Source organism: Pectinatus cerevisiiphilus (assembly GCF_004341685.1).
In the GTDB taxonomy this organism is placed as follows: Bacteria; Bacillota; Negativicutes; order Selenomonadales; family Selenomonadaceae; genus Pectinatus; species Pectinatus cerevisiiphilus.
The window spans coordinates 18,521-43,530 of sequence record NZ_SMAA01000006.1; the positions used below are offsets into that span (position 1 = coordinate 18,521).

At 37.5% G+C, this 25,010-nt stretch carries 20 protein-coding genes, 1 pseudogene and 1 CRISPR repeat array; of the genes and pseudogenes, 10 read left to right on the top strand and 11 right to left on the bottom strand.

The window, feature by feature from the left end; all coding sequences use genetic code 11:
- The first annotated feature begins 37 nt into the window (after positions 1-37).
- The 8 genes from EDC37_RS05120 (at position 38) to EDC37_RS05155 (ending at position 9,697) form a co-directional block, all read left to right on the top strand.
- Complete coding sequence (locus tag EDC37_RS05120) at positions 38-997, top strand: ABC transporter substrate-binding protein (protein WP_132548604.1); 960 nt, start codon at positions 38-40, stop codon at positions 995-997.
- The gene (locus tag EDC37_RS05125) at positions 997-2,019 is read left to right on the top strand and encodes a FecCD family ABC transporter permease (protein ID WP_132548606.1); all 1,023 of its coding nucleotides are present in this window, start codon (positions 997-999) and stop codon (positions 2,017-2,019) included. Before EDC37_RS05120 ends, EDC37_RS05125 begins: the two co-directional genes overlap by 1 nt.
- Positions 2,016-2,816, top strand: a complete 801-nt coding sequence (locus EDC37_RS05130) for an ABC transporter ATP-binding protein (protein ID WP_132548608.1) — start codon at positions 2,016-2,018, stop codon at positions 2,814-2,816. The genes EDC37_RS05125 and EDC37_RS05130 overlap by 4 nt, the downstream gene beginning before the upstream one ends.
- A gap of 39 nt (positions 2,817-2,855) precedes the next feature.
- Complete coding sequence (locus EDC37_RS05135) at positions 2,856-3,380, top strand: flavodoxin family protein (RefSeq protein WP_132548610.1); 525 nt, start codon at positions 2,856-2,858, stop codon at positions 3,378-3,380.
- A 1-nt stretch (position 3,381) separates the two neighbouring features.
- Positions 3,382-4,794: a heme anaerobic degradation radical SAM methyltransferase ChuW/HutW gene (gene hutW, locus EDC37_RS05140; protein WP_132548612.1), complete on the top strand. Its 1,413-nt coding sequence runs from the start codon at positions 3,382-3,384 to the stop codon at positions 4,792-4,794.
- Between the two features lie 199 nt (positions 4,795-4,993).
- A complete protein-coding gene (locus EDC37_RS05145; protein ID WP_132548614.1) occupies positions 4,994-7,000 on the top strand; it encodes a TonB-dependent receptor plug domain-containing protein in 2,007 nt (668 codons plus the stop codon).
- On the top strand, positions 6,970-7,899 hold the full coding sequence (locus EDC37_RS05150; RefSeq protein ID WP_132548616.1) for a ChaN family lipoprotein: 930 nt from the start codon (positions 6,970-6,972) through the stop codon (positions 7,897-7,899). The genes EDC37_RS05145 and EDC37_RS05150 overlap by 31 nt, the downstream gene beginning before the upstream one ends.
- Positions 7,900-7,981: 82 nt before the next feature.
- The gene (locus tag EDC37_RS05155; protein WP_132548618.1) at positions 7,982-9,697 is read left to right on the top strand and encodes an ABC transporter ATP-binding protein; all 1,716 of its coding nucleotides are present in this window, start codon (positions 7,982-7,984) and stop codon (positions 9,695-9,697) included.
- Between the two features lie 112 nt (positions 9,698-9,809).
- Here the strand turns inward: EDC37_RS05155 and EDC37_RS05160 are convergent, their stop codons facing one another.
- The 5 genes and pseudogenes from EDC37_RS05160 to EDC37_RS05180 form a co-directional block, all read right to left on the bottom strand.
- Positions 9,810-10,337: a flavodoxin domain-containing protein gene (locus tag EDC37_RS05160; RefSeq protein ID WP_132548620.1), complete on the bottom strand. Its 528-nt coding sequence runs from the start codon at positions 10,335-10,337 to the stop codon at positions 9,810-9,812.
- A 233-nt stretch (positions 10,338-10,570) separates the two neighbouring features.
- Positions 10,571-12,010: an NAD(P)/FAD-dependent oxidoreductase gene (locus EDC37_RS05165; protein ID WP_132548622.1), complete on the bottom strand. Its 1,440-nt coding sequence runs from the start codon at positions 12,008-12,010 to the stop codon at positions 10,571-10,573.
- 33 nt (positions 12,011-12,043) lie between these two features.
- Positions 12,044-13,098: pseudogene (gene hydE, locus EDC37_RS05170) on the bottom strand ([FeFe] hydrogenase H-cluster radical SAM maturase HydE).
- Between the two features lie 112 nt (positions 13,099-13,210).
- Positions 13,211-14,158, bottom strand: a complete 948-nt coding sequence (locus EDC37_RS05175; protein WP_196589765.1) for a diguanylate cyclase — start codon at positions 14,156-14,158, stop codon at positions 13,211-13,213.
- Between the two features lie 15 nt (positions 14,159-14,173).
- Positions 14,174-14,653, bottom strand: a complete 480-nt coding sequence (locus EDC37_RS05180) for a PAS domain-containing protein (protein ID WP_132548626.1) — start codon at positions 14,651-14,653, stop codon at positions 14,174-14,176.
- Between the two features lie 488 nt (positions 14,654-15,141).
- On the opposite strand from EDC37_RS05180, the gene EDC37_RS05185 reads away from it, so the two are divergent.
- Positions 15,142-15,444 carry a hypothetical protein gene (locus EDC37_RS05185; RefSeq protein ID WP_132548628.1) on the top strand — a complete coding sequence of 101 codons (303 nt, stop codon included), beginning with the start codon at positions 15,142-15,144 and terminating at the stop codon, positions 15,442-15,444.
- Entirely contained in the window at positions 15,431-16,135 is a 705-nt protein-coding gene (locus EDC37_RS05190; RefSeq protein WP_132548630.1) for a nucleotidyl transferase AbiEii/AbiGii toxin family protein, read from the top strand. Before EDC37_RS05185 ends, EDC37_RS05190 begins: the two co-directional genes overlap by 14 nt.
- 542 nt (positions 16,136-16,677) lie before the next feature.
- Positions 16,678-17,253: direct repeats of the CRISPR family, unit length 33 nt; unit sequence ACTTCAATTCACGCTCTCCACATGGAGAGCGAC.
- 275 nt (positions 17,254-17,528) lie between these two features.
- On the opposite strand, the gene EDC37_RS05195 is transcribed toward EDC37_RS05190, so the two are convergent.
- The 6 genes from EDC37_RS05195 to EDC37_RS05220 form a co-directional block, all read right to left on the bottom strand.
- A complete protein-coding gene (locus tag EDC37_RS05195; RefSeq protein ID WP_196589766.1) occupies positions 17,529-17,909 on the bottom strand; it encodes a hypothetical protein in 381 nt (126 codons plus the stop codon).
- Positions 17,910-17,962: 53 nt separating this feature from the next.
- Positions 17,963-18,175 carry an ankyrin repeat domain-containing protein gene (locus EDC37_RS05200; protein WP_132548632.1) on the bottom strand — a complete coding sequence of 71 codons (213 nt, stop codon included), beginning with the start codon at positions 18,173-18,175 and terminating at the stop codon, positions 17,963-17,965.
- A gap of 90 nt (positions 18,176-18,265) precedes the next feature.
- Positions 18,266-18,967: a glycosyltransferase family protein gene (locus EDC37_RS05205; RefSeq protein ID WP_165874460.1), complete on the bottom strand. Its 702-nt coding sequence runs from the start codon at positions 18,965-18,967 to the stop codon at positions 18,266-18,268.
- 46 nt (positions 18,968-19,013) lie between these two features.
- Entirely contained in the window at positions 19,014-20,381 is a 1,368-nt protein-coding gene (locus EDC37_RS05210) for a glycosyltransferase (RefSeq protein WP_132548636.1), read from the bottom strand.
- A 25-nt stretch (positions 20,382-20,406) separates the two neighbouring features.
- Positions 20,407-22,710, bottom strand: coding sequence for a glycosyltransferase (locus EDC37_RS05215; protein WP_132548638.1), 2,304 nt, complete (start codon positions 22,708-22,710; stop codon positions 20,407-20,409).
- Between the two features lie 135 nt (positions 22,711-22,845).
- Entirely contained in the window at positions 22,846-24,969 is a 2,124-nt protein-coding gene (locus EDC37_RS05220) for a glycosyltransferase (RefSeq protein WP_132548640.1), read from the bottom strand.
- Between the last annotated feature and the right edge of the window lie 41 nt (positions 24,970-25,010).

A 25,010-nucleotide genomic window follows, 5' to 3' on the forward strand; every position in this document is an offset into this window, starting at 1 on the left:
TTTTTATACAGAGTATATTGTCAAAGGAGTTAATATTTTGTCAAAGAACATCAAAATTTTCCTGGGACTTGTGCTGCTTGCTGTTTTAGGCGCAGCTCTTTTTTGGGGGACGCATCGGGACGCCGGTGAGAAAACAGTTTTTCGTGAGGTTACAGATAGTACGGGAACAAATGTGCGTATTCCGGTTCATCCGCAAAGGGTAATTTTTCTAAATGTGTCAAATATGGATATGTATTATGCCGCAGGTGGAAAAGCTATAGGCAAGCCCACTTCACAATCTATGGATGATGATTTGCAGGCAGCCAGTAAAGATGTACCAGAAGTTGGTATGATACATAATCCCAATATAGAAACTATTTTGTCGCTTAATCCAGATCTGGTAATAGGCGTAAATGTGCCTTTCCATACAAATATTCGTGAAACGTTGCAACAAGCGGGGATTCCTCTTTATATCAATAAACTGGATACATATGAAGATGTATTATCAACATTGGACTTCTTTGGTTCTTTAACGGGAAATACAGAGATGGCTACATCTGCTAAGACACGTATTGAAGACTCTTATAATCAGGTAGTAAGCAAGGTAAAGGGAAAAACTCCACCTAGAAGTCTGATTATTTTTGGTGCGCCAGGCAGCTTAAATATGGCAACAAGAAAATCTTTCAGCGGTGATTTGGTAGAACAACTGGGTGGTGGAAATATCGCCGATCTGGATCAGACCTTGGATGAGGCAATCGTGCCTTTAAGCATGGAATATGTCACTAAGCAGGATCCAGAAGTAATTTTATTTATTAGTATGATGCCAAGTCCGGAACTAGTGGAAAACTTTAAGGCAGAGATGAGTAAAAGCAGTCTTTGGCAGGGCGTTGATGCCGTGAAAAAGGGACGTATCTATTATTTATCAGGAAGCTTGTTTTCTGTGAACCCGGGGACAAAGATAGGTAATTCTTTAGAAATTCTTTACCATGATCTTTATGAACCAGAGGTGGTGAAGTAATGGAGCAACTGATTTCACAGCAATCTGTAATTAATGATAAGCGCTCTGTTCGGCGGCAGCTGACTTTATTTATCGGTGCAGCTCTTTTGTTATTGGCTATGGGAATAGGCATTGCGGCAGGGGCTGTGCCGATCACCTTACATGAAATCTGGGGAACTTTGCTGGGCACGGCAAATACGGAGAATTATCGTATTATTAATTATTTGCGGATACCAAGGGTGCTTTGCGGGGTAATGGTGGGAGCCAATCTAGCGTTATCAGGGTGCATATTACAGGGAATTTTGCGTAATCCGTTGGCCGATCCAGGGATTATCGGTGTTACTGCCGGTGCCGGATTGGCAGCAATGGCATTGATGCTGATTGCACCAGAATTTACCAGTCTTGTACCTTTTGCAGCCTTTGGAGGAGCTTTAGTAGCTGTTATAATTGTATTTTTACTCGCATGGGAGAATGGAATCAATCCTTTGCGGTTGATTTTGGCCGGTGTAGCAGTGGCAGCTTTTTTTGGCGGTGGAACTACTGCTTTATCAGTGTTTTTTTCCGATCGAATCCAGGGAACTGTGACTTGGTTGGCAGGTGGCTTTAGTGGTAGCAGCTGGCAGCATGTTTATATGATTATTCCCTATAGTATTGTGGGAATATTAGCTTCCCTTTGCAGCTGTAGAAAGCTTAATGCATTGCAGCTGGGCGACGAAGTAGCTGCTTCACTGGGGGTAAATGTACAGCGGTCTAGAGGACTTTTGGTGGCGTTGGCCGCCCTACTGGCAGCGTCGGCTGTAAGTGTGGCAGGGTTGCTGGGATTTGTTGGCCTGATTGTTCCACATATTATGCGCCTTTTAGTAGGGTCAGATTTTGAGTATTTACTGCCGGTATCGGCACTCTTTGGCGCAATACTGGTAGTGGGCGCAGATACGGCGGCACGAACCATATTTAGCCCGGTGGAAGTGCCAGTCGGTATTTTCCTTTCATTTTTGGGAGCTCCGTTTTTCTTATATCTATTGAAACGGAGGATGAAGCATTGACAGGAACATTATCAATCAAAGAAGCTAGTTTGTATTATGGGAAACATATAGTTTCGGAAGCATTGACACTGGAATTTAATAAACCGGAGATCGTTTCTATAATTGGGCCAAATGGTTCAGGGAAATCGACGTTGCTGAAAGCATTGGGTAGGTTACTAAAACCGGCAGCAGGAACTGTTTACTTGAATGGACGAGATATGCAGGCTATGTCTTCGGCAGAAACAGCGCGCCAGCTTTCGGTTTTACCACAGGCGACACAGGCTCCTGGTGATATGACGGTTAGGGATCTGGCCTGTTGTGGCCGCTTACCGTATCAGACTATGTTTTCCCAGTTGGGAGAGTCAGATCGGCAGGCAATAGATATGGCCTTAGAGTCGACTGGACTAGTTGATATGCAGAAACGCAGCCTTAGTAGTCTCTCTGGAGGAGAATGCCAACGAGCCTGGCTTGCTATGGCGCTTGCCCAAAAACCGCAGATTTTGTTGTTAGATGAGCCAACCACCTATTTGGACATTCACTATCAGTTGGAGCTGATGGAATTAGTAAACAGGCTGCATCGTCGCTTTGCCATTACTGTCATCATGGTACTGCATGACCTGAACCATGCAGCACGTTTCAGCCATCGTTTAATTGCGGTTAAGAAAGGGCAGATTATGGCTGATGGATCAGTGCAGCAGGTTTTTGTTAAATCAACTTTGGAAAAACTATATGATGTAAAGGTCACAGTTATGGAAATGGGGAGCGAGGGTAAACACTATCTGGCGTGTTTTCCGTATTGCAGTATGGAAACTGATTAAATATTAGCTTAGAAATATTTCAGGAAAAGAGGAATTTATATGAATTTTGTCGTTGTGTATTCATCTAGAACAGGGAACACAAAAATGGTGGCGGAAGCTGTAACTTCTGTTCTGCCGAAAGGAACCACCTGCCTACCTGTAACTGAGGTTAAGCCGGAAATGATACAGGCAGCAGATTGCGTTTTTGTTGGTTATTGGGTCGACCGTGGTCTGCCTGATCAGGCTGCTAAAAATTTTTTGGCGCAGCTAACTAATCAGCACATTGCGTTATTTGCGACGCTTGGTGCAGATCCACATTCCCAGCATGCTATAGACAGTTTGGTAAAGGGGGCGCAATGTTTGCAAAATCCGGAAAGTGTAGTCAACCAATTTATTTGTCAGGGAAAAATTGATCCGAAACTCATTGAACAGATGTATAAGATGTTTCCGGCCGGCCATCCACATGGTAGAACCCCGGAACGTGATGCCTTGCATGTAGAAGCAGCTAAACATCCGAATGAAGCGGATCTGGAGGCGGCAAGAAATTTTGCCAGGGAGACGCTGCGCCGCTTAGGGACGGTGTAATATGGAAATCCAAGAGATTTTTGCTTTATTGACGCCGGAACAACGGGATTTTCAGCTGGGAATAAATGGAGCAGATCCACTCACCAAAGGATTCCCACGCAAACGAGTACTTCATGCTGGCTTACCGGGAAAAATGTTGTCTCTTACTGAGGGGCAGCAAACTTGGGAAAGGTTGATGGCTGTCCCTCCGGTGCGACGTGCAGAACAGTCCGTTTATATTCATATTCCCTTTTGTAAGACAAAGTGTCTGTACTGCGGTTTTTTTCAAAATGGCATTGATCAGGTAGTGGAAGATCGTTATGTTGACTATCTACTTGAGGAACTGCAGCGGGAAGAGAAGAGTCCCCGGTTGCAGCAAGGGTTAGTACATACAGTTTTTATTGGCGGAGGTACGCCAACGTCTTTATCGGCACGTAACGCGGAGCGATTACTTAAAGCTATTCAACAGTGTATTCCGCTGGCAAATGATTATGAATTGACTTTAGAAGGCAGAGTGCACGATCTACTGCCGGAGAAAATGGATGTTTGGTTGTCTGGTGGGGTCAATCGCATGTCGCTGGGGGTGCAGTCTTTTAATACAAAAGTTCGTCGTCAGCTTGGCCGTTTGGATGATAAAGAGACAGTTCTCCAACGGCTCAGAAGTTTATTGGATTATCATCAGTGCGTTGTTGTTATTGACTTGATTTATGGATTACCGGACCAGGATATGGCTGTATGGCAGGAGGATTTAAAAGCTCTGGAGGCTTCTGGTGTGGATGGGGCGGATCTTTATCAGTTGAATGTTTTTGATGGCAGCGCACTTAACCAGGCAATTAAAGATAAAAAAATAGCACGGGCAGCTACGACTGCCCAACAGGCAAAGATGTTTGCCTATGGTTATGATTTTTTGACAAAGCGGGCGTATAAACGCCTTAGCAACTGCCATTGGAGCCGCAATAATCGTGAACGCAGTCTTTATAACAGCATGGCAAAAGCCGGAGTTACAATGTTTCCTTTTGGCTGTGGTGCCGGTGGCAGTCTGGACGGATATGCGATTATGAACCACCGGTTCTTGAAAGCATATGAAGCCTGTGTGGGAAAAGGGCAAAAACCGCTTATGGTCATGATGCAGGAGTCCCCGCTTGAAAGTATAGCCAGAAGTGTTATAGACCAGATGGAACGCGGTGTGCTTAATTTAAACCTTTTGGCAAGCAGGGACGAGCGGCTGAAAGAACTGCGGTGGCTCTATGACCTTTGGGAAGAACGAGGTTTGGTACATAATAATGGCGTGCTTTTTGAACTTACTGTTCCAGGACAATTCTGGCAGATCAATTTAACACAGACAACGTTGGAATGTATGCAGTCATTATTAACTGGGAAAAATACTTTGGCGGTCCAACATATTGCTGCCCAGGAAGAAAGACACGATTCATAGCTGTTGGTTTAGGGAGATTCCAGGAACCGGCAGAAATGGAAAGCATTCGTATGTATCCTAAATGAAAAAGGAAAGGAGGGGTGTTGATAAGGATGCTGCGAATACTTAGGAAAATGATGTCATTTTCTTACAGGAAAGGCTTATTTGCTATAGATGGAATAAATAAAAAATAAAAGGGAATTGTGGGGAAGAAAAAAATATGAAAAGAAGAATGCCAATGAAATTAGCTTTAGCAATGATGTTTGCGACATCAGTTTACAATATCTCTGGAATTGCTGAAGCCGAAGATAGCGAAAAAAGCCGTGATGTCGTTGTAACAGCTTCAAAAACTGAAGTAGAAGTGAAAGCAGAACCGCAAGCGGTGGAAGTAATTACAGCTGAAGATATTAAACGTATGGGTGCAGAAAATGTGACAGCAGCTTTACGTTTGGCCAGAAATTTAAATTTGAGCAAGGCTGGTATGACGGGAAATGCCGTTAGTATTCGTGGAATGAGTACAAACCACACCTTAATACTTATAGATGGTAAGCGGATGGTAGGCGAAGATACCAGTGTAACACAGAACGTCTATACGCTTAACCGTATTAATGTTGATAACATTGAACGCATTGAAATTGTCCGTGGTCCTTCAGGCGCTCTTTATGGCTCCGATGCCATGGGCGGCGTTATCAATATCATTACCAAGGTACCGGAAAAAGCGGGAACTACGGTTGGTGTCAGTACGGGTAGTGACGAGATAAATAATTACTATAATTTGGATCTTGGTAAATCGGGGAATTGGAGTACATCCTTTAATGCCCGTTTTACTAAAGTACGGCCGCAGGGAATCCATTCGCATTCTGTTTCCAGCACTGGAACAGTGACAGATGGGGATACTGTTGCAATGTATGGACCAAAGCAGTATTTTGATTTTACGACAGTTTATGATTTCAATAATGCTAACCATAATAAACTGCGCTTCGGGTTGAATTATTTTAATGAACATCTGCGTTCGGACTATCCGGGTGTAGCCAGCTCAAGATATATCTATGCAAAAGATAAACGGGAATTTTTCGATAACAAAGGTTATGGCGGCGATATCAGCTATACAGGACGTACGAACAGAAATGAGTATGAATTTCGTCTTTACTACAGCCAGTTAAAAAAAGATTCCCATCTTTATAATGATCGTCCGTCGCTTGGCATGATGGAAGATATGCTTGGGAGTATGTATCCAAAACGGGATTATGATACAGCTAAGTATACAACCTGGGTATTAGAAGGGAAAGATACGCTGTATGCCAATGATCGCCATACGCTGACATTTGGCGGCGAATATCGTAAGGTCAGCTATGATGGCACCCGTCTTGGTGGATCATTGGCAGGTGATTCAAAAATTTCCGAAGAACATGGGGTAAATTCTTACGCTAATTATATAGAAGATCTTTGGCAAGTGAATGATAAACTGTTGTTGACACCTTCTATACGCTTGGAACATAGCAATCAGTTTGGTTCTAATGCTACACCGCATATTGGCATGACTTGGAATTTTAACGACCATTCCCGCTTTAAGGCAAATTATGGGCGTGGTTATAAAGCACCTACAATCAGTGAACTTTATATAAAAATGAATCATGCGATGGGACCAATGACAATTACTGTATTAGGAAATCCGGATTTAAAACCAGAAAAGAGTTTAAGCTACGATTTCAGCCTTGAAGCTGAAAGTGGTAAGGACTTCGGTAAGGTGACTTACTACAGTAATAAAGTATCTAACTTAATTGATACGGAAGCCCTTGACCCAGATGGATTTATAAATCGTTATATTAATGTAGGCCAGGCTAAAATTAATGGCGTCGAAGTAGAAGCCGGCACTCATTTTAATGATCTCTGGACTTTAAAGATGACACATGACCATATTGATGCGAAGAATGAATTGACAGGAACACGTCTTGACGGGCGGGCAGATAGCACATCAACATTGCAGCTGCTTTATGATGACCATAAAGAACGTGGGATTACTGCCGTTATTTGGGATGAATTTACACGCAATTACCGGTATAATGCCAATGCTTACACATATAACACCGTAAACTTCTCTGTTAATAAAAAATGGACAAAGGATTTCTCTACGTTTTTCGGCATTGATAATATTCTCAATAAGCATGTTGACGATATTTATGTTACGGGGCGTGTTTGGCGCGTTGGCGCAGAGGTAAAATTCTAATGCGTGCATATTTGCTGGGAACTTTATTGACAATAGTTGCATTGCTGCTACCGACTGCAGGGGGGGAAGCTGCACCAGTTAAAGAGCTGGGCAGTACAGTTATCATAGAAGCAGCTACTGGTAAAACTATACCATTAAAGAAATTGGCTCAACATTTGGCAGACCAGAACGGGGTAGTCTTTTTTGGTGAGTTTCATGACCAACCGGCATTGCATACAGCAGAAGACGCACTTTTTAATTCATTGATCGAGCTGCGGGACGGCAAGATTACTCTGTCCATGGAAATGTTTGAGAGAGATGTACAGCCTATACTGGATGATTATTTGGCTGGAAGATGTACGGAAGATGAGTTCTTGCTGAAATCACGTCCGTGGCCGCGCTACCAAACAGATTATCGTCCTATGGTAGAACGCGCTCGCAAGGTAGGAATTCCTGTGCTTGCTGCGAATGTACCACGCTCAATGGCCGCTCATTATGCAAAGACGGGCAGTCTGGAGGGACTTGATAAAAGATGGATGGCAAGACACACCTATGCACCGGAAGGAGCTTACCGTGACAATTTCTTCAAGACAATGTCTGAAGTGCATGTCGAAGGTATGCAGGTAGATACATCGCGCTGGCAGGCAATGTATCAGGCACAATGTCTTAAAGATGATACTATGGCTGAAAGTATTGCTGATAGGTTGGCTTCCCATCCGGGAGAACTCATTTATCAGGTACAAGGAGATTTTCACGGCAGTTATCATCTGGGAGTAGTAGAAAAACTCCATGCGCTTTGTCCAGAAGTGCCTATCACAGTGCTGGCGCCTGTACTGCGGGATGGCATCCAAAACGATGCCGCTTTAGCAGCAGCGAACAAAGACCGAGGTGATTACTTGGTAATTGCTGATAAATACTGATAAAAATAAGAAACGCTGTCGTACCAAAGCCTTTAGGTACGGCAGTTTCTTTTTCATTTTACATAAGTAAGTGAGGTTTTTTATGGTACGTTCATTATTGGCCGCTTACAGGCCTTACAAGGGAGTTTTATGTTTTATTATTTTGGGTTCTTTTATAGGAGCCGGATTAGAACTTTTATTCCCTTTATGCATTCGCCATATCATGAATGATTATCTGCCAACAGGAAATTTAAAGTTATTGGGCGCGGCGGCAGGACTGTTGCTGGCATTGTATGGCCTGTCCTACTTGATAAGCTGTGCTGTTTTTTACTATGGCCGTTCTATGGGGGCAAAAATTGAATACGATTTGCGGGGACATCTTTTCCAACACGTTATGAATATGAGTTTTTCTTATTTTGACAACGCCCGAACAGGGCAGCTGATATCACGGCTGATAAATGATATTGCCGAAATTGGTGAACTGATGTTTTCCATTCCCCATCTTTTGATCGTCTGTGTAGTAACAATGCTTGGTACCATTAGCTTACTATTTTGGGTTAATTGGTTGCTGGCATCTGTTGTATCTATTTTACTGGTCTTAAAAGCCGTAGAAGCCGTACGTGTCAATCGGCGCATGAAAGCTTCTTTTATGGAGGCTCGCAAGGAAACTGGTAAACTGACCGTCAGGGTGTCGGAGAGTCTTGATGCGGTGCGCTTAGTCAAAGTTTTTGGCAACGAGGCATTGGAACTGGAAAAGCTGCTAATTGCCGGACGGGAACTCTTAAAGGTACAGCGCCGTTCATTTCGTATTGTCGGGAAGATGAATAGCAGTCTTTCCTTTTTTTCCAATGGTACCAATCTTGTTATCGTTGTTTTAGGTGGTTTATTTGCTGAAAAAGGCATAATGCAGTTGAGTGATTTGGTGACGTTCCTTCTTTATATGGTAATTTTTATGAAACCAGTATTTCAGTTGACGCTTCTTACTGAAGTTTATCAGCGGGGGATGGCTGGGTATCAGCGTTATCAAGAACTTATGGCTGAAGAATCAGCACCGTCGGTACAGTCGTTGCCAGAAAAGACAAGATTGCAAGGGGCAATATATTTTAAAGATGTATCTTTTGCGTACAATGACAGGCAGCCTGTATTACAGCATTTTGATCTTGCAATTCGTCCGGGAGAACTTGTAGCTGTGGTAGGGCCTACGGGTTCGGGAAAATCTACGTTATGTCAATTATTGCTTCGCCTCTATGAACTTGATGGAGGTAGTATTGAGATTGATGGAATGGATATTCAAAAATATAGTTTAGCAGCTTTGCGGAATGGCATTGGGATAGTTCAGCAAGATGTTTTTCTTTTTTCGGATTCTATTCGGGATAATATTGCTTATGGCCGCCCAAACGCGACGATGGAAGAAATCGTTACCGCAGCACACCGGGCATGCGCCCATGAATTTATTAGTGCTTTGCCTGAAGGTTATGCTACCTGTGTCGGTGAACGAGGTGTCAAATTGTCCGGTGGGCAGAAACAGCGAATCGCTATTGCCCGTATATTCTTAAAGAATCCGCCTATTCTCATTCTTGATGAGGCCACCTCTGCTTTGGATAATGAAACTGAACAACAAGTACGCCAGGCTATGTATGCACTGTCTAAAAAGAGGACAACCTTAGTGGTGGCACATCGCTTGGCTTCGGTACAAGATGCGGATCGCATCCTTGTATTGACTAAAGGACAAATAACTGAACAGGGAACACATACGGAGTTAATGGGACAGCAGGGACTGTACTATGATCTGTATATGGCACAGTTTAGGGAAAAATAACGATTAAGAAAAATGTTTTTTAAATAATAGTGATAAATTGCAGCAAATAGTTGTATTCATTTCACTCAAATTTTACACCATTGAATCATTTCTACATTAGGCTCTTATAGCATCAAAGCTGAACATATTTTATAAGCGGATCTATATTTTCTTTTCTTGTGAAATCCACAGGACTGTCATAGACAGCAAGCATTCCTATTTCATCAGCTGTTAAATTCGTTTTGTTCTTGCTTTTTATTTTCCATTTCAATAACGTCATCAAAAATTTATCCAGAAAATTTAACTTGCTATAGTTAAACCCACCCCGTAAATAAAAAAATTTAATTTTCTTTTGTTGTATTATATTAAAATTTTTAGCTTGAACTTCGGTGATTACATCTTTCCTTAAAGGTGATGCCCCAGTTGCAAAAACAACCAACCGTTTATTTTTAAATCGATCCATATTTTCTGTTATTATTTTTACGCCAATAATGCCTACTATATGTAAGCTGCCACCGTAAATGATCGTATCATATGTCTCAAGCATAGGAATATTAACTTTTTCTGTTTCAAAAATATCTGCCGACAAAGTTTTTGCAATCCATTCCGCATACTTTTTAGTAAAACCAGTTTTCGATTGATATATAACTACAATTTTCATATTGGTCCCTCATGGAAGTTTGTAATATATTCTTTCATAACTTTAAGAAACTATCATTTTTGAAGTTGCTAAAGTTACGAGTGTATAAATCTGATGGACTGATGAAGAGGTCATTATTTTGCATTCTTTTTGATAAAAAATAATGTTGAAGTAAGCTTGTACCTTAACTTACTTCAACATTAGTATAGAACCTGATTTTTAGCTTATTTTAATATTAAGAGGAACCTTTATTGCTACATTTTCATAAGTGACATACGCTTCGCCCGTTGGGCAAGGCCGGAGGTTTCTTTCCCCTTTTCACCAATAGCTTCAATTGGTACGTCTAGTTCGCGTGCAAGCAGCTTTCGTATGCGTGGCCCGCAAAAAGCATTTTGGCAGCGTCCGTAGCTGGCGCGTGTACGACGTCCTACAGCATCAACTGATTTTACAGGAATACCGCGGTGCAGACAATCTATGATTTCCGCTTCAGTGACCTGTTCACAACGGCATATAATGTTCAACTCTGGATCAGGTGAATCGATAACACCTTTGAAATCAGCAGTTTTCTTACGGATAATCGGTTTGCGTTCTGCGATGAAATTCAGCTTCTTTTCCAGTTTAAGACCTATATTCTTTAAAATATCTATTACTTTAAGCGCAATTGCCGGTGATGATGTCAGTCCTGGGGAATCAATACCAAGCAAATTAATAAATCCTTTCACTGTACTTTCTTCTATTACCCAGTCTTTTTGATTGGAAACAGGTCGGTTGCCCGCGAAAGATTTTAAGGCCTTGCGCATATCTATATCGGGTACTGATTTACGTGCTGTCTTTGTGATGTACTGCAATGTTTTTTCATCTGTACCGACATCATCTTTAGCATCTATTTCTTCAGCATTAGGGCCTATCATAAGATTGCCATGATAAGTAGCTGTAACCAGTATTCCTTTGCCGAGTTTTGTAGGACATTGGAATATAACTGATTTCACAAGATGGCTTTGTTCTTTGTCCAAAATCACATATTGCCCGCGGCGTGGAGTAATTTTGTATTTATCAATACCGACCATAGCAGCAACCGCGTCGCTGTATAACCCTGCGGCATTGACAACAAACTTAGCTTTAACAGCGCCTTTATTTGTTGTTATTAGGAAAATGTCATTTTCTTTTTCTATTTTTTCTACTTTATGCTCAAGTAATAGTTTCACGCCATTTTTTATGGAATTTTCAGCGAGTGCTATAACAAATTCATAAGGAGAAACAACACCTGCATTTTTACAATATAAAGAAGCTTTTACCGCGTCGCTGACATGCGGTTCATATTGCTTGGTTTCCGCAGCATCCATTATCTTAAGACCTTTAACACCATTTGTCACACCATATTCATAAAGTGTTTGCAACGTTACCAGTTCTTCTTCACTGAATGCGAGAACAAAAGAACCTGTCTGTCTATAACCAAAATGCAATTCGCTTTCAAGTTTTTCATACATGCGGTTGCCTTTTACGCAAAGTTCAGCTTTTAAAGTACCGGGTTTGTCAGAATAGCCACCGTGAACAATACCGCTATTTCCCTTTGAACAACCGCAGCTGACGTCGGCTTCTTTTTCTAGTACGCATATATCGAGTTTATACTTGGCAAGCTCTCTGGCAAGATTCATACCTACTGTTCCTGCGCCTATAATGCAAATATCATACATAAAAACCCTCCTTGATAAAATTGTATAAAATATTTAACACTTGGCAGCTTGAGAATAAGCTGCTGGTAAATGCCGACGAAAACCTTTTGTTTTAGCAACGTATCTACCTATAGAATTAATCTTTCCACTCATACAGCAGCGACATTGGGCGGGGGTATCAGCCACACAAATTTTTCCAGGATAAAGTGCATATTTGCGCCTATAATCTCCCTCAGTAACGTTGGGCATTACGACATTGGCACCCGACTGTAAAATAATGATCCGCGCATTGGGTTCTAATGTTTCCATAGCTGTTGTGGCTGGAATATTAGCTTCTGGTAATAAAAGCCTGATGAGCGCAACCATTCTTCTGGTCAAACCAAAATCACCTTTCGCCGCTGTGGCAAGTGGTGTATCACCGTTGGGAATAAGCGGCCCAATACCGACCATATCCGTATCTAGTTCCTTAAAGAATAATATGTCCTGTGCCAAGGATTGTATTGTTTGTCCGGGCAGGCCAATCAAACAGCCAGTTCCCACTTCATAGCCTAATTTTCTTAAATTCCATAGACAGGTTTTTCTATTTTCAAAACTCATACCAGGATCCATTTGGGTGTAAAGATTTTTATTGGTCGTTTCAATGCGCAGCAGGTATCTATCTGCGCCAGCTGCCTTAAAAGCTTTATATTCAGCAAAACTTCGTTCACCGATCGAAAGGGTTATGGCAAGCCCTAGTAATTTTATTTTATGCAGCAATCGAGTCATGACTTCAACTGAAAAATGAGAGTCTTCCCCCGATTGCAAAACTACCGTTTTATAGCCGTAGCCTACAGCTTTTCGAGCCAGTTCCAAAATTTCATTTTCTTGCAGGCGGTATCGTTCTATTTTTTGTTATCACGACGTAGACCGCAATAAAGGCAATCCTGTCGACATATATTAGAAAATTCGATAAGGCCACGCAGATGGACTCCATTCCCGACGTACTTAGCGCGTACGCGATCAGCGGCTGCGGCCAATTCTTCTTCACATGACTGATTTTGTAGTAAAAAAATAAGCTCCGCTTCCGTCAAGTTATGGGTGCGTTCAGCTTTCTCTATATATTTATCCATCAATTCTATCTCCATAATATACTTGCTAATAATATTATAAAATTTTTATTGCGATATTTATGTAAGCAGATCTATAAATTGTATATTATACTTTTATTTTATAATTGTTCAACTATTTTTGCGAAATATTACAAATGTAAGTTATTATTTCTTTTTTATTTGTTTCTAGAACTTCTATAAAAATTTTAGTAAGACTAGGATCATATATCTTACCGGATCCATTTTTTATATTTGTAAGTAGGTTTTCATAATCCTCTACAGTATTAGGCAGTTTTTGCAAAATCATCAGGTGAAAATCTTTAGCAAGCCTAAAAATTCTGCAATCTGACGGAATATCGTAGCCGCGTAACCCCAAGGGATAACCAGTACCATCCCAATTTTCATGATGTTTTAAAACAGAGTCTGCAATTTCTGAATAACGCATGGACATATTCAAAATACGAAAACCTATTTCACAATGCCGCCGTAATTCCATCTGATCTTTTTCTGATAATAGTCCTTTTTGGTTTAAGATGCTTTTAGAAATACCGATAATACCGATGTTATACACTAAGGCAAGCTTGTTTAGACGATTGATAACAGAAGTGGATAGGTTAAGTTTCGCAGCAAATATTTTGAGTAAATATGTCAATAAAGGAACATTATTATGATTAAAATGATCTTCGGTAGCCAAGATCGAAAGAATATTGGTTATGATATTTTCTCTAACACGCGGTGTATTATATAATTTTTCTTTATACATATTATTATCTGCGAAATTGAAGATTTCTTGGACACTGTTTTTTTCGGTAAATTCCTGCCAACCGAGCGACATACTCAAATATATACCTGAGTGAAGTTTGTTATGTGTTTTAACAGCTTCTTTAATTTTTTCCTTGAGCATTGCCATATCCTGCTTCATTGAGATAATGACAAATTCATCTCCGCCGATTCGAAACAGGGAATCGCCTTTGCTAATACAGGAAAAAAGTATCCGTACAGCAGATTTTATCAATTCATCACCGGTACTGTGCCCCATAGAATCATTTATCAGCTTTAGGCTGTCTATATCGCAAATCATGAGTCCCAATGGTTTTTATACATGTTTGGTTTTTAAATTGTTCATAAATTGATCAAAGTAATTACGATTAAATGCTTTTGTCAAAGTGTCATGGTTACTTAAAAAATCCAATCTTTTTTTCATTTTCATTATAGTCGTAACATCTCTGACAATAACTAAAACTTCTTTATCATTATATTTCATGAATCTGGCTTCAAAAAATTCCAATTTGCCACCAAGGCGAAGATGAAAATAAAAACTTTCTATAGAATCATTCTTAATAGTCTTTTTTATTTTTTCCATGCCTTCGATAGAAACATGAGCAGGGAATACGTCCTGTACATTTTTATTGATAAAGTCATCAGGTGGAAGGTGCAGTTTCATATTTTTAGGCTGATTATACCCAAGAAATACACCATCGACATTCATATGCAGGAGCAGGTCAGGAACTAGACGCCAAATAGTAGAGTCATTCATGCCAGCAGCATGTGAAATTAATTTTTGATGATTTTTCATGAAAATACTACCTTTCAAAATCTGAATATTGAGATTTAGAATTTGCGTAAAATAGAATAATAAAATTAATTGATAATAAATATTTATACAAAAAGAAGAAATCGAATATATCTATAATTATATAAAGAATACCACTAATCCTTTATAATAAACAATAACAGTAATGTAAAATCTTTATTTATTTACCAAACGGCTGCCTTAACTGTCTTACAGCCAAGGTTTTCAAATATTGCAATTGTTTCTACTTATGTTTTAATTGTATCATGAGTATAGGTATTTTGCACTGGTAAAATTGTGGTACCTAGGTTGTTGGTCATGTCTGATAAGTTACTGCTATATTAATCCAGATACGCTACAACAGGTTAAAGGTATGTGAAATTAAATAATTATCAAGAATATCTCTGTCTCTTGGAGGGTAAAAAAGACATTGGCTATCTAATTTTGATGTGGTATGATAAAGATAAGAAAAATTGAAGGGAGGATGCACTATGCTAGACACTATAAAGAATAAAGCTTCACTGGCTTGTCAGGTGCGTATGAATATTCGTTGTAAAAAGGATATGCCCTATCAGACATTGGTCAAAATCTTGCGCAATGAACTACCATATTGTAAAGAACAGCACCAACGGTATATGCTAGGCTTTTTTGAAGAATGCTATCCGTCTTTGATGAAAAAATTCATGAAAGAGCAGTCTATTTCGCGTGCATCAATCATCAATCTTTTTAACCTCATGCCAAATCAAGGTGAGAAATATAACTTTGAAAGGGCACTTAGAAATGGAGAATTCTAAGAAACTATTGTATTACGCAATTGATATACTAGAAGAAGGATCTGTTTCTTCGAATAATTGGTCAATAGGTGGGGGTACAATTTTAGCTAATACCTACAATCACCGTATGAGTAAGGACATTGATGTTTTTTTGAATGATGCGCAGCAACTATCAAGCTTATCGCCACGATTTAATAGTAAAAGCGAAAATGCTTTAGATTATAATGAAATGAGTCAATATATTTCCTTGACTTTTCCAGAAGGCAAGGTTGATTTTATCGTTGGCCCACAAATAACGAACTTCCCGGCAGAAAAGCAACAGTTTTTAGGCCGGGAAGTTCGTTTAGATGATCCCGTTGAAATTGTCAGTAAGAAAATTTATTTCCGTGGCAATCAAGTTCTACCACGCGATGTATTTGATCTTGCTGTCGTGTATAATAGTGACCGCAAGCAGGATTTAATTAGAACCATCTGTGCTATGCCAGACAAGATGAAGGTTTTTACTGACGCGTTTGCTAAACAAATACAGAATTCAGATTTTCAAACGTATAGTACAGCCTATGCTGACATGCTTCTTTCTGGTGGTAAGTTTCTTCAAGGCAAAGAAATTTGTATCTGTAGGCAACTTATTGAGGAGATACAAATCGAGCTGAACAAGACTCGGAATCCAAAGAGAAATGGTAAAATAAAATACGTAAATCGTTATCGGTAACTTATATACTCAATTATTGGAATGAGTTCATGAAAAATCTCTGTAAATAAACTTCATCTCGAAGTCATAAGACCTCCTGTTATTAAAGCTAATAATAAGAGGTCTTTTTATCATGGTAAGACGGAGTCTGAAATGGATAAAGACCTGGATGAGTAGCTTGACGTTTCTCAGACTGCTTTAAATATAGGCAGAGTGGACTCCTACCATGGCACTTGTAGTTCGTAGGGAAGATGAAATCAATGATTTTAAGCCAGTCAATTCTATATTGCTTTATTTCTAATTGTTTTTTCGTAAGGCAATTTTACTAACCATACTTCTTTGTTTTTTTCCATGAACTCCTTGAAGTTTTTCATAATAAAAAACTCTCCCATTTAACTCATTTTCCATCTACTATACCATTTTATAATAATTATTGTAGTCGCTAAATTAATAATATGTAAGTTGTTAGTTTTAACGACATTTTTTTATCATTTAGCGAAAAATATTATACCTTATACGAATGGAGAGCGATGTCCACAGCAGCCCTTGATAATGGATTTAATACTTCAATTCACGCTCTCCGCATGGAGAGCGACTAAAGCGCTGACGGTTGGCGGTGCATCTACGCAGACTTCAATTCACGCTCTCCACATGGAGAGCGACTTAAAAAAATAAACGAAGGACGCTGGGGGAACATACTTCAATTCACGCTCTCCACATGGAGAGCGACGAGCGGTTTTAATCATAGGGCCACAGGTGGCCTTATACTTCAATTCACGCTCTCCACATGGAGAGCGACTGATTGGCAGGGAACCACAAAAGAAGCTTTTGCTACTTCAATTCACGCTCTCCACATGGAGAGCGACCAGTTTATTAGCAAGATGTCTATTAGTAGATTCTTACTTCAATTCACGCTCTCCACATGGAGAGCGACGTATGCCCTTTTAGCAACTTTTTTAGCGTATATGTGACTTCAATTCACGCTCTCCACATGGAGAGCGACACAACATAGCAAGATGGGGATTACTCCGTTTGTCAACTTCAATTCACGCTCTCCACATGGAGAGCGACCAATGTTACTGACAACAGTAAAGCTGCATAAAAGAACTTCAATTCACGCTCTCCACATGGAGAGCGACCGCTACATATAGTATGTATAGCAAATTAAAAATAATAAATATAGATATTTCCTATTTTGGGTATTAATTAATATCAATTTTTTTGCGATTATTTAACATAAATCATCTATATTTTAGTGCGAAAGTATAGGAAGAAGACTGATCACTTAACATTCGCACTTGCGTTAAAGCTTGTTTAAAAATTTTTATTGAACATTTGCACAACATAAATTAGTATAATGGTTTTATATTAAGACATTTTGAACAAGTTTATAATGAGTAAATTCTTTTAGCTTTTATTCTATTTTATCAACTTGATTATTTGTTTTCACGATGTCAGTTGATAGGGGAGTAGTGTCTGTCGGTATATCTTCTCTTATGATTTCATATTGAATCAGATAATTGCGTGAAGCTTCATCTGCATAAGTAAAGCGTTTACTCATTAGTTCTTTGATATAAATTTTATTGTAAAAAGCTGCAAAAATAACATTAAATATAAAAGCACCTATTCCTATAGTTAAAAAGCCTATTACTATATTAGCGATAAAGAAAATTATTGCCCATTTTAAATCACCTCTGAATAATGCGGGGAAAAAACCAAAGAGAAAAGTGGTCCATGAGTATCCTGTGGGTACATTTTTTATAATACCCGTGTCAATGTTTTTTAGCGTAATCATAAATTAAGCACTCCTTTAAGATGTTTATATTTTGAATCCTTAAACCACAATTATTATTTTCTACCTTCCATAGTCATTAATTTATCGATTATTTCTGTATTGTTGGTGCCTATAGCATAGTCTAAAGCAGTACGCCCATGCGCATCTTTTAATTTAATATTAGCTCCAGCATTTAAAAGTGTATAAAAAATGTCATTATAATTATCATTTATGGATTGCATTAGTGGGGTAGCATATTCTGTACTAAAATGAGACCATGGCAGCATTCCATGATGTCCTTTGTTGTTTATATCGACGTCTTTATTGTATTCTATCTATAAATTCTTACTTCATGTTGAAATATCACATATATGAGTCTAATATAAACCTAAAAATTTACCATATTCTTTTATAAATATCTTCTGTGCTTCCTTATAGCCAGTTAGATTCATACCTGTTTCGTGAATACACCACGGTTCATCCACGTTAGGGATACCAACTTTATAGCCATTCTTTTTAAATTCCATACATTGTGATAAATCATAGTAGTGCCATCCCTTGAAGATATCTTCTCGCCAAAAAATATCATATTGCGTTATCATTAAAACACCATCGATAGCTTCTACATCTTCATAGTCAAAAGCCATTTTGGCTCCGTTAGAGAAATCTGTAAAAAGCACTTTATCTTCTTTAGGAAAATAATGATATATTTTTCCGTATTTCCCGGTGCCTGCTCCCCATATACAATTTGTTGGCAATAGTTTCGCACCGGCTATACCTAAAAGTCCTAATTTAGGGTGAGTTTTAAATAAATTTAATATATCATAAATTATATTAGAATTTATGATATAAACATCATGGTGTAAATATATTTTATATTTAGCATTTGTTTTTTTCATTGCCGCATTATATCCGGAAGTAATAGAATGTGCTCCGTATACGATAAGATTTTCCTTTTTATAACCGTTAGGAATGTTTATTTTTCTAATGAATTGTAGGCACTTATTATATTTTTTTTCATCATTTGTGCAGACAATAAAACATATTTTTTTCCCATCTATGTATGGATTCGTTTTCAAAATGTACTTCCTCTAAAATATACAGAGCATTTGCCAGCACAAATTTTTATTTATATGCTTTTACCAACCACTGTAAAGTATTATAGTCTTCTGTGCTCGTTTTGTTTATGTCAGCAAGCTTATCAGTAAATTCTTTGTTAAAAGAATATATATTCCTAGACATCTCTATTTTTTGATAAGTTGAGTTCGTAAATATATGTTCTATTTCACTTTTAGTAAAAAATCTTAAATGAGTCCTGTCTAAAATTCCTGCGTCCTCGTACTTCCAGTCAAGTGCAAATAAATTTTGCACAGCAGAGGTGTGTTTGACATTAGGAATACTGGTTATTAAGCAACCGCCTACTTTTAAATATCGCCAAAGCTCATTTATAATGCGCCAGGGATCATATAAATGTTCTAATACATCACCAATAAGCACATAATCAAATTGCTGTTCATTAAAAGGTAAATTTCCTTTTTCTACATTCATAATTTTTACAGCAGAGCCTAATATTGCTTGGGCAATTGCGGCTGAATGTTCGTCCAGCTCGATACCGTGCACTTTTGCTGTACAATTTCTGTTTAAAATTTCTAATAATGTACTACCGCATGCGCAACCAATTTCTAATACGGATAAATCCGGCTTATTTAAATCCATTTTATTTATTAGCTCATATCTTACACCCAAAGAGTAAAGTGCCGCAAATCCCCACTTTTCTTTAAACAAACGTTGTGCATAATTAGCCAGATCATTAATGTTAGAACAGGTTTTCGCTAATGTAGTATATGCATTGTGATATACAAAAATCTCCATATCCACTAATAGAGTATATCCTGCTTTTAGCATACGAAAAGAAAAATCAATATCTTCCATAAGTCCTTTTTTAAATCTTTCGTCAAATAGACCAATATCTTCGACTACGGACTTTTTTATTAATAGGCAATAAGTATACAAAAAAGTTGTAGCCCTGAAATTGTTTTTATTTTTACGTAAAATTGCATTAGCAATTTGAATGAGGTTTTCTTGATTGCTTACGGCTACAGGGTAATATTGGAATGCATTTACGGGATAAATTGCCTTATTGTTTAAAGGTCCCACGGCACCAACACGCTGGTCCGAATATAATAAATTTTTCATACTCTCCAGCCACCCGGGACCAACAAGCACATCATTATGCATAATTACATATTCTGTGCCTACTGCATGTTTTAAGGCAAGGTTGCAGGCTGGCACAAAACCTTCGTTATTGCTCATTTTTATAGTTTTTATATCGTCTTGTTGCGTCAACCAATTGGCAGTACCATCAGTTGATGCATTGTCTACCATTACTATTTCATAGGTTCCCTTAGGGGTGAATTTACGTATATTATTTATACAAGCAGAAGTGCTGTTAAGTTCGTTATGTACGGCTAATATTATGCTCGTTATTTCCATTGCTTTTCTCCATTATTTATAATGTTTATTTGCTTATGACCATTATATAAGCGCAGGTGCGAAAGTCAGGCAGATCTTTTCTGGAGGCTAATCCCGCCTTCATGTAGGGGTCCATGAATGTAGCACACTCTGTTTCTGGTTCTGTGGTAAATATACGGGTACGATTTTGTATTTTTAAACCGACGGATTCCAGCATACGTTGCATTGATTTTATGGTAAAAAATCTAATATTTTTTACCGATAAGAGATTAGCTTCATAATTGTTATTGATATTAGATTTGGCTTTATAGTGCCATTTACCATCAAGTACATTTTTGATATTTTTATAATAAGCAACATTATAGAAGTTAATTATAATAGTACCGTTTGGTTTGAGTATTTTTTTTAGTTCCAATAATATATTTTCTGGTTGCCGCCATTGCATTATATTATCAAATAGAACAATACAATCAAAAAAATTAGCTGCTTGTTTGATTGACAGATTAACTTTATTTTCCATCATAAAAGGAAGAAAAGTAGCAGTTGAATCTATTTTATCTGTTTTCATTTGTAATTTATACGTTACTAAACTAGTGTTAAGATTTTTAAACTTTCTGATGAATAGTTCTGCTTGTTCATTAATATAACAAATATGCTGTCCTTTTTGATTGGATAAAAGCTCTTGTAAAAAAATAGACATATGTTGTACCGGAGAATTATTTGTGGCAATATTTGTTTGAAGTATATTTCCTTTTATAATATTTTTAGCTTTCGTGTAATTTTTTAAAAATGTTTCAATAATATCTTTATCATAAAATAAAGAAGTTTTTTGTTTTAACTCTTCCTTGGCAGCAAAAACAGTATTTTCTGATGCATATGTAGAAAGCCACTTCTTTATCGTTTCAATAAATTCTTCTTCGTTTTCAAAACCAAAGAAATGGGAATAACTTAATGTATAAAAGCTAAATAAATCATTTTTAAAGGCAAAGCGAATGGCACTATCCTTTGGTTTCTGTCCCTTGTGCACACGCATACAGCTAAGTGGTTCTTTTAGATAAGCTAAATCACCATATTTTAAAGACTCTAGCCATTGTGCCATATCGTTTACGCAGTGAAAAGATGTACCCCAGAAGGTACCAAAATTATTGTCTATATCAATGCGTCTGACTAACGCGGTCGTTGGTTCACCTATAAAATTATTTGCTTTTAGTAATAATGTCCGTATAGCAGATTTTGCATCTAGTATTATGTCATTATTGACTTTAAGGCTTTTATATCCTGAAAAAACAGTTTCCTCATCATTTTCATTTATAAAGATTCGATAAGATGAAACAAGGGCAATATTATCATATTCTAAATAATAATTCATCATCTTGCTAATTTTTTCAGGATGGAATAAATCATCATCATTTAAGTAATTTATGTATGCACCGTGGCTTTTATGGAATATGCTATTATAATTGGCATAACTGCGTTCGCGGACTGTACAGTGGAGAGCCTTATTCTTTTGGTAAAAAATATTACTGTATTTCTTTTGATATTTTTCTACGATCTTTTTGGTATCATCGTTGGTACTGTCGTCGCCTATAATTATTTCTATATTTTTATAAGATTGTGTTACTGCACTATGCAAGGCTTTCTCAAAAAAATAGGGACGGTTATATGTAGGAATTAAGATGCTTACTAAGGGATAGATATCTTTGGCATATTCATTTAAAAATAAGTTCCGTTCAGTTTCATCATAAGCGGTGGGAAGATTTTCAAGTTTACACCAAGGTATAGCAGGTTGTTTTGCTACCACAGTTAGATAATACTGTTTTTTAAATTCTACGCACTGTCCTGCCTTGGCAAAAATTTCCGAAAGGAAAAGATCATCGCGCCATTTTATGTCATATTGTGTAGCTAAAAAAAAGCTATCTATTAGTTGTACTTTTTGATATGTATCATCTATTGCAGACCATGCTGATATACCGTCTGGCATCATTACTTTACCGACGCGTTTTATTGCACTCAAGCTTATACCATTTGTCGGTAGAACAACGGCACCACTGGTACCAACTATACCAATAGCCCAATTTTTTCTGAAAATGTCGATTAATTCGGCTAGTAAATTTTCATTTATAAATTCTGTTCCGGCAGTTACATATATTTTATACTTAGCATCATTTTCGCGCATGATACGATTGTAAGCTGCTGCTGTATTGTTTTCTGTAAATGAACGGACGAGAACCTCATATCCCTTGGGACAGATTAACGTAGTTAATGAATCAACTGTTTTTTTATATTTTGAAAGATCAGATTTACTTATTATAAAACAAATTTTTCTTTCATCTAAATTAGTTACAGCCATTTTATACACTTCCCTGTAAAATGAATAATTGTTACATTTCCTATGAATATTTTCTTATTTAGCAAGTCTAATAGTTAACTAGTATTTAACTATTTTTACATATTATTTACTTTAAATTTATTAAATTATAATAAATTATTTCGTTTGCTGTTTTAAAAATGGCAGATATTCTTGTAAAAAAATTTTTCTTGCGATTTCATGATCATTTGTTAGATTTGTCAAACCGCAAGCATGTATATTCCATGGCTCAATCAAAGAAGGAACCACAACCTTATAACCTTTTTTCATAAACTCTATGCATTGTGAAGTATCATAGAAATGCCATCCCTTAAATAAATCTTCACGCCATGGGAGGTCATATTGGGTCACCATTAGGTTGCCATCAACGGCATTGACTTCAGCATATGATTTTTCTAAATGTTTTTGTTCAAAACGGTGTTCGAAAAGAGTGCCTCCATCAGGATTATGTATTATTAAGCCGACACCAGTTTTAGCTTCCCACCATCTTCCATTGATAGGAATTTTATAAACTCCTGTTGTACCAACCATGCCTATACTTTTATCCATTCTGAATAAATGCAGTATATCGAAAATAATTTTTTTGTTAATAATGCGGACGTCCTGGTGAAGATATATTTTATATTTAGCATTTGTTTTTTTTAGTGCTAAATTATATCCTTGTGCCATTGATTCTGCATTTTTTATTGCCAATGTTTCTATCGAATAGCCTTTAGGAATATTTAAATTATGGATAGTATCTAGACAGATGTTATATTGCACATCATTATTGACACAAGTGATAAAGCAAATTTTTTTAGGATCTTTTTTCCCAGAATGTTGATATAGTGATATTTTTTCCGCGGGCAGCTGTTTTTTTTGCAGGTAGATTATATAACGATATGTTTTTAATTCCCATTCTTTACTTGGCGGAGTAAAACCTGTCTCCATTAATTGGTTAATGAAATTGCTATTCTCTTCTGTATCTGTTTGTGGTTTAGCAAAAGCGTCATAGTGTTTTATCTGTAAATCCGCTTTTTTAGCGAGAGTCTGTAAAGTGCTAAAACTAAAAAAACGTAGCTGGTCAAATGAAAAAGCATCTCTTGAAAAATTATCAGTGTACGACCATGTTCCGGCCAATAATTTTTTTATGATATCGTAATGCATGATATTGTAGCAACTTAGGATAATACTACCGTTTTCTTTGAGATAGGGCTTAATTTTTTTTAATACTAAAAGTGGATTTATGGTGCAAGACAAGGTATCTGGTAAAATTATGTAATCAAAAAAAGCTTTTTTATATGGTAGTGCCATAGTTTCAATATCACCCTGAATAGTAGGAAAATAATGATTGGTAATTGTTGCAGCAGTTACCGCTTTATCTATTCCATAAATAGAACAAGCAGGAAATTTCGCTTTTAATTCTATTAGTGAAGCTCCGCAGGCGCAGCCTATTTCTAGTATTTTTACACCAGGGAATATCTTAAGTTTTTGGTATTCTGCAAAATTCTCAGAAGAATAAAGGGATTTTATACCCCATTTGGCAGAAAATTTTCTTTGGTTAGTGGAAAGAATATCTGTATATTTTTGTTTATATTTTTTAAATGATGTACCGCCAAAATGATGAATAAAGGTATCATTGCACTGTAATAGGTCATATCCCGCTTGTATGAGACGTAATGAATAATCATCATCTTCAAAATTTCCAGGAAAAAAACGTTCATCCAATAGGCCAACTTTTTTTACGGCGGTCATTTTTATAAGCATACAAAAACCTATAAGCCTGACTTTTTTTTGCCAGCCTTTATTCTTATTTATCCTGTTATACTCACCGCCAAAATCAATAATTTCTTTCCATTCGTTATTTTTATACGGAACATTTATGCTTTGTAGGTTTGTGGCATTATTTGTAACAGGCCCCACTGCGCCTACCTGCGGAGAGCTGTACAGAGCACGTCGTAGATTTTCCAGCCAACCCGGAACGACAATAGTATCATTATTTAATAATAAAATTTCTGTGCCGACTGCCATTTTTATGCCTTGGTTGCATCCACCGGCAAAACCATTATTTTTTTCATTTAAGATATATTTTATATCATTTTGCTGTTTTAACCATTCAAACGTTCCATCAATGGAGGCATTGTCGATAATTATCAGTTCAAAAGTGCCTATTTTTGTATATTTTCTTATACTTTTTATACATAATTTTGTATAAGCAAGATTATTATGTGTCAAAATTATTATACTGGTCATAAAGTCCATTTTATCGCTCCTAAACCTAAGTTAAGCCTCCGCTAGAGAAA